This is a genomic window from Sphingobium sp. KKT206 (assembly GCF_055640555.1).
The window spans coordinates 858,912-872,595 of record NZ_CM145764.1; the positions used below are offsets into that span (position 1 = coordinate 858,912).

General features: G+C 63.9%; 14 protein-coding genes. 7 read left to right on the forward strand and 7 right to left on the reverse strand.

The annotated features are described in order from the left end of the window. Nucleotides 1–25 precede the first annotated feature (25 nt). Nucleotides 26–829, reverse strand: coding sequence for a glutamate racemase (gene murI / locus ACZ2HM_RS04060; RefSeq protein ID WP_470426789.1), 804 nt, complete (start codon nt 827–829; stop codon nt 26–28). Between the two features lie 100 nt (nt 830–929). Here murI and plsY point away from each other — a divergent pair, with 100 nt between their 5' ends. From plsY to topA, 5 genes are all read left to right on the forward strand, one after another. Next, nucleotides 930–1,529, forward strand: a complete 600-nt coding sequence (gene plsY / locus ACZ2HM_RS04065) for a glycerol-3-phosphate 1-O-acyltransferase PlsY (RefSeq protein WP_470426303.1) — start codon at nt 930–932, stop codon at nt 1,527–1,529. Beyond that, a complete protein-coding gene (gene dprA, locus ACZ2HM_RS04070; protein WP_470426304.1) occupies nt 1,526–2,608 on the forward strand; it encodes a DNA-processing protein DprA in 1,083 nt (360 codons plus the stop codon). Before plsY ends, dprA begins: the two co-directional genes overlap by 4 nt. A gap of 73 nt (nt 2,609–2,681) precedes the next feature. Then, nucleotides 2,682–2,912, forward strand: coding sequence for a ribbon-helix-helix domain-containing protein (locus ACZ2HM_RS04075; RefSeq protein ID WP_202807660.1), 231 nt, complete (start codon nt 2,682–2,684; stop codon nt 2,910–2,912). Beyond that, a complete protein-coding gene (locus ACZ2HM_RS04080; RefSeq protein WP_037474488.1) occupies nt 2,909–3,232 on the forward strand; it encodes a type II toxin-antitoxin system RelE/ParE family toxin in 324 nt (107 codons plus the stop codon). Before ACZ2HM_RS04075 ends, ACZ2HM_RS04080 begins: the two co-directional genes overlap by 4 nt. Nucleotides 3,233–3,403: 171 nt before the next feature. After that, a complete protein-coding gene (gene topA, locus ACZ2HM_RS04085) occupies nt 3,404–5,992 on the forward strand; it encodes a type I DNA topoisomerase (protein WP_470426305.1) in 2,589 nt (862 codons plus the stop codon). A gap of 10 nt (nt 5,993–6,002) precedes the next feature. Here the strand turns inward: topA and ACZ2HM_RS04090 are convergent, their stop codons facing one another. The 5 genes from ACZ2HM_RS04090 to lepB all read right to left on the reverse strand — a co-directional run bounded on the left by ACZ2HM_RS04090 (nt 6,003) and on the right by lepB (nt 9,651). Beyond that, nucleotides 6,003–6,719 (reverse strand): GGDEF domain-containing protein, encoded by a 717-nt coding sequence (locus ACZ2HM_RS04090; protein WP_470426306.1) that lies wholly within the window; start codon nt 6,717–6,719, stop codon nt 6,003–6,005. 54 nt (nt 6,720–6,773) lie between these two features. Then, entirely contained in the window at nt 6,774–7,682 is a 909-nt protein-coding gene (era, locus tag ACZ2HM_RS04095) for a GTPase Era (protein ID WP_069066809.1), read from the reverse strand. Between the two features lie 45 nt (nt 7,683–7,727). Continuing rightward, complete coding sequence (locus ACZ2HM_RS04100; RefSeq protein WP_470426307.1) at nt 7,728–8,015, reverse strand: GIY-YIG nuclease family protein; 288 nt, start codon at nt 8,013–8,015, stop codon at nt 7,728–7,730. A 116-nt stretch (nt 8,016–8,131) separates the two neighbouring features. Next, entirely contained in the window at nt 8,132–8,815 is a 684-nt protein-coding gene (gene rnc, locus ACZ2HM_RS04105) for a ribonuclease III (RefSeq protein WP_037476311.1), read from the reverse strand. Then, on the reverse strand, nt 8,812–9,651 hold the full coding sequence (gene lepB / locus ACZ2HM_RS04110) for a signal peptidase I (protein WP_037476314.1): 840 nt from the start codon (nt 9,649–9,651) through the stop codon (nt 8,812–8,814). The genes rnc and lepB overlap by 4 nt, the downstream gene beginning before the upstream one ends. Nucleotides 9,652–9,828: 177 nt before the next feature. On the opposite strand from lepB, the gene pgi reads away from it, so the two are divergent. Both pgi and gorA read left to right on the forward strand, forming a co-directional pair. Continuing rightward, nucleotides 9,829–11,334, forward strand: coding sequence for a glucose-6-phosphate isomerase (pgi, locus tag ACZ2HM_RS04115; protein ID WP_470426308.1), 1,506 nt, complete (start codon nt 9,829–9,831; stop codon nt 11,332–11,334). A gap of 171 nt (nt 11,335–11,505) precedes the next feature. Beyond that, a complete protein-coding gene (gene gorA, locus ACZ2HM_RS04120; RefSeq protein ID WP_470426309.1) occupies nt 11,506–12,852 on the forward strand; it encodes a glutathione-disulfide reductase in 1,347 nt (448 codons plus the stop codon). 79 nt (nt 12,853–12,931) lie between these two features. On the opposite strand, the gene ACZ2HM_RS04125 is transcribed toward gorA, so the two are convergent. Then, the gene (locus ACZ2HM_RS04125) at nt 12,932–13,648 is read right to left on the reverse strand and encodes a 2OG-Fe dioxygenase family protein (protein ID WP_470426310.1); all 717 of its coding nucleotides are present in this window, start codon (nt 13,646–13,648) and stop codon (nt 12,932–12,934) included. Nucleotides 13,649–13,684: the final 36 nt, after the last annotated feature.

A 13,684-nucleotide genomic window follows, 5' to 3' on the forward strand; every position in this document is an offset into this window, starting at 1 on the left:
CGGACCTTTTGTCCAAGCCCCTATATTATAGCTGTTCTAGGCGGGAAAGACCGTAGCGGGCGAGCGCCGGGACGAGGGCGCGGACCTTGTCATCGACGCGCGTGAATACCGCTGTGCCCGGCGGCGGCGTGTCGGGCCAGAGCTGGCCCTGCGTCAGAAAAGCGATGCGCCGGGCGATGCCGTCGCCGCCGTGGACGAAGGTGAGCGGACGGGGCGCGGCGGCGGCCAGTTCGGCCTCGACCAGCGGAAAATGGGTGCAGGCGAGCGCCACCACATCCATCCGATCGCCGCCGGGCTGCTCGGTCAGCCCCGCCAGCGCGGTGCGGGCAATGGCGGGATCGAGCGGTTCGCCGCGCAACTTCGCCTCGGCCAGTTCGACCAGCGTCGCGCTGCCATGGCGCAGCATGATGCAGTCCGCGCCATGTTCGGCGGCGAGCCGATCGACATAGGGCTGGCGCACGGTGGCCGCGGTGCCGAGCACGCCGAACACGCGGTTTTTGGATGCGAGGGCAGCGGGCTTTATCGCCGGGACAGTGCCGACGACCGGAATGTCGAGCGCGGCGCGCACATGCTGGAGCGCGATGGTGGACGCGGTGTTGCAGGCGATGACGGCCAAGCGTGGCCGATAGCGTTCCACCAACCGACCCAGCAACGCCGGCACCCGCGCAGCAATCTCCGCCTCGCTTTTGGTCCCATAGGGAAAGCCTGCGCTGTCGGCGGCGTAAATGACCGGCGCGGTTGGTATCAGCGCGCGGGCAGGGGCGAGGATGGACAGCCCTCCCACGCCGGAATCGAAAAACAGGATCGGGGCGGAGGATGCGACGGTCATTATGCCGACCATGTCGCGGGATCGGACGAGGGTGTCAACACACCCATTGCCCGTGCCGTTCGTCACGCTATGGTCGCGCTTTCCTTCTATCGGCGAGATCATGACACTTCCCTGGCTGCTTCCGCTCTTCGTGCTGGCCCTTGGCTATCTGCTTGGCTCCATCCCCTTTGGCCTGGTGCTGACGCGCCTCACCGGAGCGGGAGATTTGCGGCAGATCGGGTCGGGCAATATCGGTGCGACCAATGTGCTGCGGACCGGGCGCAAGGGGCTGGCGGCGGCGACCTTGCTGCTGGATCTGCTCAAGGGGGCGGTGGCGGTGCTGATCGGCGCGGCGCTCATTGAGGGGGGCGGGCCGATGGCGGGTGCGATGGCCTTCATTGGCCATTGCTATCCGGTGTGGCTGCGTTTTGCCGGCGGTAAGGGCGTGGCGACGATGATGGGCGTGGTGACCGCGCTCCACTGGCCCGCCGGGTGCATCTTTGCGGCGGTTTGGCTGGCTGCGCTGTTCGGGACCAGATGGTCGTCGGTCGGTGGCATGGCGGCGGCGGTCAGCGCGCCGATCGCTTTGTGGTTCATGGGGCGGATCGACTTGGTGCCGGTGACGCTGGCGCTGACGCTGATCCTGCTGTGGCGGCACCGCGCCAATATCGCGCGGCTGATGCAGGGCACAGAGCCTAAGATCGGGGCCGCGAAGGAATGAGCGAGGGGGAGCGGTTCGACCGGCTGCGGCTGATCCGATCGCCCCGGATCGGCCCGGTCAGCTATCGGCAATTGCTCGCCCGCTTCGGCACGGCCGGGGCAGCGTTGCGTGCCATTCCTGATCTCGCGGCGCGCGGTGGCGGCAAGGCCAGCGTCGCGGACGCGGGCGCGGTGGAACGGGAGATTGCGGCGTCGCAGGCTTTGGGCGCGCGCTATCTGATGATGGGCGATGCGGATTATCCCGCGCTGCTCGACCAGATGGAGGGCGCGCCGCCCGCATTGATCGTGCGCGGCAATGCGGCACTGGCCGAGGGCCAATGTATCGCGATGGTCGGCGCGCGCAATGCGTCGGCAGCGGCGGTGCGCTTTGCACGGGTGTTGGCGCAGGATCTGGGGCAGCGCGGCGCAGTGGTCGTATCGGGCCTGGCGCGCGGCATCGACACAGCGGCGCATCAGGGATCTGTGGCGAGCGGGACGATCGGCGTCATCGCCTGTGGGCTGGACGTCGTATTCCCGCCGGAAAATCGCGACCTGCAGGCGCAGATTGGGACGCAAGGCCTGCTGGTGACCGAGCATCCCCCCGGCACCCAGCCGCTGGCGCGGCATTTCCCGGCGCGCAATCGCATCATTGCCGGACTGGCGCTGGGCACCGTGGTGGTGGAGGCCGCGCCCAAGTCCGGCTCGCTCATCACCGCGCGGCTTGCGGGCGAAGCCGGGCGCGAGGTGATGGCCGTGCCCGGCTCCCCGCTCGACCCGCGCGCGCAGGGGTGCAACCAGTTGATCCGCGACGGCGCGACGCTGATCCAGAATGCGGCCGACGTGCTCGAAGCGGTCGGCCAGATCGACCCGCGCATGGTTCGGCAGGGCAGCTTCGACTTTGCGGGCGAACCCGTGTCGAGCGACGTCGCTGCGAGCGAGCGCGACGCGGTGATCGCGCTGCTCAGCCATGCGCCCGCGCCGGTCGATGACCTAATCCGGCTGAGCGGCTTTAGTCCGGCGGTCGTGCAGACGGTCCTGCTGGAACTGGAACTTGCCGAGCGGCTTGATCGGTTGGCGGGCGGACGGGTGAGTTTGCGATAGGCAAGGCTGCCATCCGCGCTACCCATGGTTGCCAAATTTTGCCAAATTCGCTACACCGCATGCCATGAGTACGATGAACATTTCCCTGCCTGAAACCCTCAAGACATTTGTCGATCAGCAGGTGTCAGGCCGGGGCTTTGGCACCAGCAGCGAATATGTGCGGGAACTAATACGCAAGGATCAGGACCGGCAGAATTTGCGCCGTCTGCTGCTCGATGGTGCCGCCAGTGCCCCGACCCAAGCTGTCGATGAAAGCTATTTTGCGGATTTGCGTGATCGCGCTCGCCACTCACGCTCAAAATGAGCGCCAAGCTGGTGGTGCCCCGCGCCCTGGCGAGAAGGGATGTCGAGGAAGCGGTAGATTATTACCGCGATGAGGCCGGGGAGGATGTCGCGCTGCGCTTCATCGAAGCATTGAGCCAAGCCTACAAGATGATAGCGGCCCGTCCGGGTAGTGGATCGGCGCGTTATGGCTATGATCTGGACCTGCCGGGTTTGCGGACCCGCAAGCTCGTTCGGTTCCCCTACCTCATCTTTTATATGGAGCAGCCAGGCCATATCGATGTCTGGCGCATACTGTATGCCCAACGGGATATTCCGCGTTCGATGAGCCAAGCGGATTAGGATCGGCGGTCATCTTTAGGTAGCCCGTCAGTCGCGCCTTCGCTCCCAACGCGGCAGTAGGGGCTGGCCATCCCCCGTCATCTCCCCTAATCACACGCACCGCTTGACGCCCGCCGTCATCGCCTTCCAGACTCGCGCGCACGTGTGAGGCATCAAAGTTCGGGGCCGTAAATGCAGCTTGTCATCGTTGAATCGCCGGCCAAGGCGAAGACTATCGAAAAATATCTGGGCGGGGATTTCCATGTGCTCGCCAGCTATGGCCATATTCGCGACCTGCCTGCCAAGGACGGGTCGGTGGACCCGGACGACGGCTTTGCGATGTCGTGGGAAAATTATGGCGACAAGGGCAAGCAGCTCAAGGCCATCAGCGATGCCGCCAAGAAGGCGACGCGCCTCATCCTCGCGACTGACCCTGATCGCGAAGGGGAAGCGATCAGCTGGCATGTGCAGGAAGTGCTGCGCGCCAAGAAGGCGCTGCCCGCGGTCGTGGACCGGGTCACGTTCAACGCGATCACCAAGACGGCAGTGCTGGACGCGATGGCCAAGCCGCGCGCGCTGGACGAGGATCTGATCGATGCCTATCGCGCACGCCGGGCGCTCGACTATCTGGTGGGCTTCACCCTGTCGCCCGTGCTGTGGCGCAAGCTGCCCGGTGCCAAGTCGGCGGGCCGGGTGCAATCGGTCGCGCTGCGGCTGGTGGTCGAGCGCGAGCGCGAGATCGAATCCTTTAACCCGCAAGAATATTGGTCGGTCGTGGCCGAGATGGAGCAGGATGGCACGGCCTTCACCGCGCGCCTCGTCCGGTGGAAGGGCGAGAAGATCGAGCGGCTGACGATCGGCAAGGAAGGCGACGCGATGGCCGCCAAGGCCGATGTCGAAGCCGGACGCTTCACCGTCGAACGGGTCGAGACCAAGCCGCTTACCCGCAACCCGCCGCCGCCTTTCACCACTTCGACGATTCAGCAGGAAGCGGCGCGCAAGCTCGGCTTCTCGGCCAGCCATACGATGCGGATCGCGCAGCAGCTCTACGAAGATGGCGCGATCACCTATATGCGAACCGATGGCGTGCAGATGGACGGCAGCGCCATTTCCGCCGCGCGCGCCGCGATCGCGCAGCGCTATGATGGCGGCTATGTGCCGGACAAGCCGCGCATCTACCAGACCAAGGCGAAGAATGCGCAGGAAGCGCATGAAGCCATCCGCCCGACCGATTTTTCGCGCGACAAGGTGGGCAGCGGCGACCATGCGCGCCTCTACGACCTGGTGTTCAAGCGCGCGCTGGCCAGCCAGATGGCGTCGGCACGGCTGGAACGCACCACCATCGACATGAACGACGCCACCGGCACGCATACGCTGCGCGCGACAGGCCAGGTGGTGATCTTCCCCGGCTTCCTCGCTTTGTATGAGGAAGGCCGTGACGACAGCGATGACGAGGACGGCAAGCTGCTGCCTCGCATCGCGGAAGGCGATGCGCCTGCGAAGAAGAAGGTCATGGCGGATCAGCATTTCACCCAGCCGCCGCCACGCTATTCCGAAGCCAGCCTCGTCAAGCGGCTGGAGGAGCTGGGGATCGGACGTCCGTCCACCTATGCCTCGACGCTCCAGGTGCTCAAGGACCGCGACTATGTGCGGATCGAAAAGAACCGCTTTTTCGCCGAGGAAAGTGGGCGGCTGGTAACGGCCTTTCTGGAGCGTTTCTTCGAACGCTATGTGTCTTACGACTTCACTGCAGGCCTAGAGGACGAGCTGGACGATATTTCCGGCGGTCGTGCCCAGTGGCAGGAAGTGCTCGAAGCCTTTTGGCGCGATTTCAAGCCCAAGACGGCGGAAATCATGGAGCAGAAGCCGTCGGACATTACCGCCGAGTTGGACAAGTTCCTCGAACCCATGCTGTTCCCGCCCAAGGCCGATGGCAGCAATCCGCGCGCCTGCCCACTGTGCGCGGACGGGCAATTGTCGCTGCGCGGTGGGCGGTTCGGGGCGTTCATTGCCTGCTCCAACTATCCCGAATGTAAATTCACGCGGAAATTCGGTCAGCCCGGCGGCAAGGATGGCGAAGATACAGGGCCAGAGGTGCTGGGCCAGCATCCCGAAACCGGGCAGGACATCGTCAAGAAAGTCGGTCGCTTCGGCCCCTATATCGAGATGGGCGAGGGCAAGGAAGCCAAGCGCGGATCGATCCCCAAGGATCTGCCCGATGGCGAATTGACGCTCGATTGGGGCATCAAACTGCTCAGCCTGCCGCGCGAAGTCGGTTTGCACCCCGAAACCGGCCTGCCGATCGTGGCCAATATTGGGCGCTTCGGTCCTTATCTGCTGCATGACGGCAAATATGGACGCTTGGCCAATACTGCCGAGATTTTCGAGGTCGGCATGAACAGCGCGGTCGTGAAACTGGCCGAGGCGGCGACGCGCGGACCACGCAGCGCCGGGCGCGAGCCTTTGAAGGTGCTGGGTGCCCATCCGCGCACCGAGCTGGAAATCAAGCTGATGGAAGGGCGCTATGGTGTCTATGTCACCGACGGCACGACCAATGCGACCCTGCCCAAGACGATGGACAAGGATGCACTGACGCTGGAGGAAGCCGCACAGTTGATCGACGCCCGCGCGGCGGCGGCTCCGGCGAAGAAGGGCGCGAAGAAGAAAGCTCCGGCCAAGAAGGCAGCGCCCAAAAAGGATGCGGCCAAGAAGGACGGGGCAGCGAAGAAGCCTGCCGCCAAGAAGGCACCGGCCAAGAAGAAAGCGGCTGCGGCGGAATAAGCGCGCACCGTCAGGCGGCGAGGCGCACCTGGTTGCGCCCACCGGTCTTGGCGGCATACATGGCCATGTCCGCGCGATGGAGGCTGACCTCGATCGCCGCCGCCGGATCGCCCGCGCTCAGGCCAATGCTGGCGGTCGCGCGCACAATCCGGCCCGATGGCGCACGCACGCGCAGCGCCTGGATCGATGCGCGGACATATTCCGCGCGCCTTGCCGCCTGGGCGCTGTCACACCCGGTCAGGCAAATGGCAAATTCCTCACCCCCCAATCGGCCACAGATCGCGTCGGGGTGCAGCGATTCGCGGATCGCGTGGCCGACCGCTTGCAGCACCGCGTCGCCAGCCTGATGGCCATGATCGTCGTTGAATTGTTTGAAATGGTCGATGTCGATCAACAGATACCAATTGCCCGGCTGACCATGGGCGACGCTCGCCTGATCGAAAAAGGCATTGCGCGTCAGCAACCCGGTCAGCCCGTCAATCTGCGCCAGGCGGGCCAGTTCGGCGACGCGCTGCTCCAATTGTTCGCGCAGATGCCGGTTCTCCTCCGCCTGACGGGTCAGGAGCAGGCAGACCGGCGTCGATAGGCTGCTGGAACAGAATATGCCGACCAAGAAATAGCGCGCCGGAATGAACATGCCGGGGATCGCCGAGACCAACGCCATGATGACCACCGTGCCGACGACCGAGATGATGACGCAGCAGGCTATTTTTTGTTTCGGACCCATGAACGGGTGCGTAACGACAGAAAGTAAAGAAGCGATTTCTGGTTGTTGCGAAATCTATTCCACCCAGTCGAGGCCGATATCGCGATAGATGCCGCGATCATTTTCCCAGTCTTCCTTGACCTTCACATGCAGATACAAGTGGACCTTGACGCCCAACAACGCCGCCAGTTCCTCGCGCGCCTTCGACCCGATTTCTTTCAATCGCTGGCCGCCCTTGCCCAGCACGATCGCGCGCTGCGTCGGCCGGCCGACCAGAATTTGTTGGTGGATTTCGACCGACCCGTCGGGACGTTCCTTATATTGTTCGGTATCGACGGCCGTGGCGTAGGGCAGTTCGGCGTGGAGCTGGTGATAGAGTTGTTCGCGCGTGATTTCAGCCGCGAGCATCCGGTCTGTGGCATCGGACACCTGGTCTTCGGGGAAATGCCATGGACCTTCGGGCATGGCGGCGGCGAAGGCTGCCTTGAGTTCGGGCAGGCCGTCGCCGGTCGCGGCCGACACGAAGAAGATTTCGTCAAAGCCCAGCGTTTCGTTGAGCTTCTCGGTATGGACAAGCAGCTTTTCCTTGATGGCAATATCGACCTTGTTCAGGATCAGCCACTTGCGTTCGCTGCGATGCTTGAGCGATTCGATGATCGGCTCCAGCTTGGGCCCCCGCCCAGCCTTGCCATCCACCACCATCGCGATCAGGTCCGCGCCCTGCGCGCCGCCCCAGGCGGCCTGCACCATCGCGCGGTCCAGCCTGCGCTTGGGCGCAAAGATGCCGGGCGTGTCGACCAGCACGATCTGCGCATTGCCCTCGATCGCGACGCCCATGACGCGGGTGCGCGTCGTCTGCGCCTTGGGACTGGTGATCGCCACCTTCTGCCCCACCAGCGCATTGACCAGCGTAGACTTGCCCGCATTGGGCGCGCCGACAACGGCGATGACGCCACAGCGCTGATTGGTTTCTGAAACTTCCAAGCCGTCCAAAATATACTCCGTTCGCCCTGAGCCTGTCGAAGGGCTTTACTTGTCTATCTTTGATCGCGCCAAGGTGGAGATCAAAGACCAATCTTCACGGATCAGCGCTAGCTTCTTTGCTCGGCTCCAACCCTTGATCTGCCGCTCGGCTTCCAACGCCTCTATACGTGTGCCGAACGATTGCGACCAGACCAGTTTCACTGGCAGGCGCGTTTGGGTGTATCCGGTGATCTGGCCTGCTTCATGCTGCCCGATGAGTGTCTCCAGATTATCCGTATGACCCACATAAAAGCTGCGGTCGGCGCAATGGAGCATGTAGGTCCAAAAGGGCATCGGAACATCAAGCCTTCAAAAGAGACCGTTCAGGCTGAGCTTGTCGAAGCCCTCTTTTAACTTCAAGAAGAGGAGCCCTTCGACAGGCTCAGGGTGAACGGGCTTTTTAGATTTCTCTACCCCGCCAACTTCTCCAGCAGCGCCGCCGCTGCCGCGGTTTCCGCTTCCTGCTTCGACCCGCCGGTGGCGCTTGCCTCGCCCGCGCCCTTGATGCTGACGGTCACGGTGAAGCGCAGCGCGTGGTGCGGGCCGGAGCGGTCCATCATCACATATTCGGGCGGCTTGCGCTTGTTGGCGGCGGCCCATTCCTGGAGTGCCGACTTGGGATGACGCGGCGCGGCGGTCTGGGTATCGACCCGGTCGGCCCACAGGCGGCGGACCAGCGTGCGCGCTTCCTCCAGCCCGCCCTCCAGATAGAGCGCGCCGATCAGCGCTTCCATCACGTCGCCCAGCACATTGTCGCTATTGGCTGCGCCATCGTCGCGCGCCTGCTTGCCGAGCACCAGATGCGTCGGCACGCCCGCCGCGCGCGCCACCTCGGCGCAGGTTTCGCCCGACACCAAAGCGTTGAACCGGCGCGACAGCTTGCCTTCAGGCTCACCGGCAAAGCGTTCATAGACCCATTCTGACACGAGCAGGCCCAACACCCGGTCGCCCAGAAATTCCAGCCGCTCATAATTGTCCGGCTTGGCGCTGCCATGGGTGAGCGCCTGGTGGAAGGGCGCGGGATCGCGCGGCGCGCGGCCGATCAGCGCCTTTAGCCAGCCCGTCGTATCAGGCCCATGGACGCTCAATTTCAAAAGCCTTCCCCGATGCGGCTCCAGCGCGCGGCGGAAATCCAGGTCCAGGGCAGCAGCCAATTGGCGCTGCCGTCGGTGGAGAAGACCGAAATCATCGCCTTGCCGACCAGATTTTCCTCCGGCACCAGCCCGATGCCGCCGCCTTCGACCGCCGGGAAGCGGCTGTCGGCGCTGCGATCGCGATTGTCGCCCATCATGAAGAGATGGCCTTCGGGCACCAGCACCGTGTCGCGATCGTCCGCCGCGCCGTCGGGCACGAGGTCGAGGACATTATAGCTGCGCGCGGGATAATCCTTGCCCGCAGGCAGCGTCTCGCGGAATTGGGGGTAACGGCACTGCTTGCCGCCGCCCGCCGCCGGTTCCTCGAAATCGGGCCGATAGCAAGGCGAGACCGCGCCTTCCTTGGCAGCGGCCTCGATCATGTTCGGGGTCACCGGGATGACGAGGTCGGCGACCTTCTGCTTCGGGACAGCCGCGCCGTTCAGATAGACCGTACCGCCGCGCACGGCGATCATGTCACCGGGCAGGCCGATGACGCGCTTGATATAGTCGTTCTTCTGGGTCGGGGGGGCCTTGAACACCACCACATCGCCGCGTTCGGGCGTGGAGGCGAAGATGCGGCCGGGAATCAGCGGGACGCTGAACGGCAGCGAATAGCGCGAATAGCCATAGGGCCATTTCGCGACCAGCAGATAGTCGCCGATCAGCAGGCGGGGCTGCATCGATTCCGATGGAATGTTGAACGGCGAAATGATGAAGCTGCGCAGGATGAAGACGAACAGGCCCAGCCTGGCGAGGAACCATAGGAAGTCCCGCGTTTCCGATTTTGCAGTCATGGGTGGTCGTCTTGTCCCTTGGATGCGCCGACAACGCGGCCGTGGCGGCTTGTGAAGCCTGGCGTCGGGGACGTCAAGCATGTCCTTGACCATGCAAAGCGCGCAAAAATTGGGTAAGGACAGGAAGAATCGACCGGTGCAGCGTCGATCTCGACCAACGTCATAGGGGACCATCGCATGCCCAGCACTGCACTGGCGGCCATCGCCGCACTGCCTATCGCCGATCTCAAGTCCATTTTCACGACCGATCCCGACCGCCTGTCCAAACTGGTCCTGTCGCAGGGACCGATCCGGTTCGACTGGTCCAAGACCCATCTGACCGACGAGCTGATGGCGCACTATCTCGATCTGGCGCAGGATCAGGGCTTCGCCGCGCGCCGCGATGCGCTGTTTGCGGGTGAGGCGGTCAACAACACCGAAGGCCGCGCGGCCGAACATACCGCCGAGCGGGGCGAGGGCAATGCCGACAGTGTGGCGCAGGCCAAGGCGCTGCAGAACCGCATGCGCGCGCTGATCGACGCGATCGAGGCGGGTGCGCTGGGCGAAATCCGCCACATATTGCATATCGGCATTGGCGGGTCGGCGCTTGGCCCCAAGCTGATCGTCGACGCGCTCGATGGTGATGGCGTGCGTTATGATGTGGGGATCGTCTCCAACGTCGATGGCACAGCGCTGGAGCGGGCGATCGAGGGCTTCGACCCGCACACTACGCTGATCGCGATCGCCTCCAAGACCTTCACGACCAGCGAAACCCTGCTGAACGCGGCGAGCGCGATCAACTGGATGGTCGAAGGCGGCGTGGAAGACCCCTATGGCCGCGTGATCGCGCTGACCGCCGCGCCCGACAAGGCGATCGAATGGGGCGTCGATGAAACCCGCATCCTGCCCTTCGCCGAGTCGGTGGGCGGGCGCTATTCGCTCTGGTCTTCGATCGGCTTTCCCGCCGCGCTGGCGCTGGGCTGGGATGCGTTCGAAAGCCTGCTGGAGGGCGCGGCCGAAATGGACCGCCATTTCCGGCTTTCCGCTCCGAATGAGAATATCCCGCTGATCGCCGCCTTCGTCGATCAATATTATAGCCGCGTCATGCACTGCCAGACCCGCGCTCTGTTCGCCTATGACGAACGGCTGGCGCTCTTGCCCTCCTACCTCCAGCAACTGGAGATGGAGAGCAACGGCAAGGCGGTGCAGCTTGACGGATCGCCGGTGGACGGTCCCACCGCTGCCATCACCTGGGGCGGGGTCGGCACCGATGCCCAGCATGCGGTGTTCCAGTTGCTGCACCAGGGGACGATCCTCTCGCCGGTCGAATTCATCGCCTCGATCGAGCCGGGCCATGCGCTCGACCCGGCGCATCATCGCGCGCTGCTGGTCAACTGTTTCGCGCAGGGCGCAGCGTTGATGCGCGGCAAGGACAATGACGCCGACCCGGCCCGCGCCTATCCCGGCAACCGGCCATCGACCACGATCCTGCTCGAAGACGTCACGCCCCATGCGCTGGGCGCGCTAATCGCCTTCTACGAGCATCGCACCTTCGCCAACGCCGTGCTGATGGGCATCAACCCGTTCGACCAGTTCGGCGTGGAACTGGGCAAGGAAATCGCCAAGTCGATCGAGGCCGACGGTGCCAAGGGGTTCGACCCCTCGACCATGGCGCTGATCGAACTGGCGCTGGGCGGGGACTAGACGAGTAGATCCGTTCGTTTCGAGCGAAGTCGAGAAACGCTGACGCAGCGCTTCTCGCTTCTCGACTTCGCTCGAAGCGAACGGCATTGGTTTGCTCAAAAGAAGCAAGATTCCCGTTTGTAACTCAGGTGCCCACCCGCCATATCTCCCGCAACCAAGCGGAGGCCAGGCATGAGCGACTATGATTTCGACCTTTTCGTCATCGGTGCAGGATCGGGCGGCGTGCGCGCCTCCCGCGTGGCAGCGGGGCATGGCGCGAAGGTCGCGGTGGCCGAGGAGTTTCGCGTCGGCGGCACCTGCGTCATTCGCGGCTGCGTGCCCAAAAAGCTGCTTATCTATGGCGCGCATTTCGCCGAAGATTTGAAGGACGCGCGCCGCTTCGGCTGGAACGTGCCCGATTGCGGGTTCGAATGGGCGACGCTGCGCGACAATGTGCTGGGCGAGGTCGACCGGCTCGAAGGCCTCTACAAAAATACGCTCAGCAGCCACAAGGTCGAGATGATCCCCGAACGCGCGACCGTGACCGGCCCGCACAGCGTCAAGCTCGCCAGCGGCCGCGAAGTCACGGCGAAATATATCCTCATCGCCACCGGTGCCTGGCCGATCCTGCCGGATATCGAAGGCGCGGAACATGGCATCACCTCCAACGAGGTGTTCCATCTCGACCAATGCCCTAAGCGCATCGTCATCGTCGGCGGCGGCTATATCGCCAATGAATTTGCCGGCATCTTCCATCAGTTCGGCAGCCTTGTGACCATCGTCAATCGCTCCGGCACGCTGCTGCGCGGCTATGATGAACAGATTCGCGACCGATTGCTCCAGATTTCCATGACCAAGGGGATTAATTTCCGCTTCAATGCGAAGATGGAGAAGATTGAGAAGAATGAAGACGGCACGCTCTGCGTCCGCTTCAAGGATGGTGATCCGGTCCCGGCCGATGTCGTGCTGTTCGCCACCGGGCGCAGGCCGCACACCGAAGGGTTGGGGCTGGATAGCGCGGGCGTCGATCTGGCCGACAATGGCGCGATCAAGGTCGACGAGTATAGCCGGTCGAGTTGCGAGAGCATCTATGCGGTGGGCGATGTGACCGACCGGCTGCAACTGACCCCGGTTGCGATCCGCGAGGGCCATGCCTTTGCCGACACGGTGTTCGGCGACAATCCGCGCACGGTGGATTATGACTGCGTGCCCTCGGCCGTGTTCAGCCACCCACCCTTGGCAGGCGTTGGCCTCACCGAAGCGCAGGCCAAGAACAAGCTCGGAACGGTGCGGGTCTACACGTCCGACTTCCGGCCGATGAAATATGTGCTTGCAGGCCGTGAGGAGCGGGCGCTCTACAAGATGATCGTGGACGCCACGACGAACAAGGTGGTCGGCCTGCACATGATCGGTCCGGATGCGCCGGAGATATTGCAGGCGGCTGCAGTGGCGGTGAAAGCGGGGCTTACTAAGCAGGATTTCGACGACACCGTTGCACTGCACCCCAGCATGGCCGAAGAATTGGTGCTGTTGAAATAATCAGTTCGCGCTGAGCGTAGCGAAGCCACTTCACCTCGATCAGTGGAGGGCTTCGACAAGCTCAGCCCGAACGGATTTTTCAGATTGCAGCGAAGGTCACCACCAGCGCGTCGCGCCAGGCGGGGCGGGCGGGGTCGTGCGGGTGGATTTCGGTTACGCCATGCAGGATGCGGCGATCGTCGATCAGCATGGCGTCGCCCGGCTGCGCCAGCATGAATTCGCCGAGCGGCGTGCCGTCGGGCGCGCCGATGCGGGTAACGCCTTCGCGCACATTGTTGCGCTCGACCAGCATGACGAAGACATGATCGACGCCGTCGCGGTGCAGCCCTTCGGGGGTCGGGCGGCCGACTTCATCGGGCTTCGCCTCGATGCGGAACTGGTGCATTTCGACATGCCAGCGACTCTGCGCCGCTGGGTCGAACTGCGCCGCGCACAAGGCGAAGATCGCCTGGCAGACCGGATTGTCGATAACCGCCTGTTCGACCGGATCGAACCAGCGCTGCACGTCGCCGTTCAGCCGATTATAGTCGCGGCTTTGATAATGGGGCTGGTGCGGCATCCGCGCGAACGCGCCATGGTCGCACAGGAAGACGGCATGGCGGCGGCGGCGATAGCGGCCGCCATCGGCCATGTAGAGATCGGGGCCGAGGTCGTTCCAACTGGCGGCGAAGGCGCGCCAATCGGCGGCATCGGCATGCAGCTGCGCGATCGTGTCGTGCCCCTCCAGCCGGGCATAGCCGATGGCGGTCATGCTGTCGCTAAGGGTGCTATCGGGCAAAGGCGGGTGATTGGTCATGCAAGGGGCCATAGTGCCCCCCGTCAACGAACGACA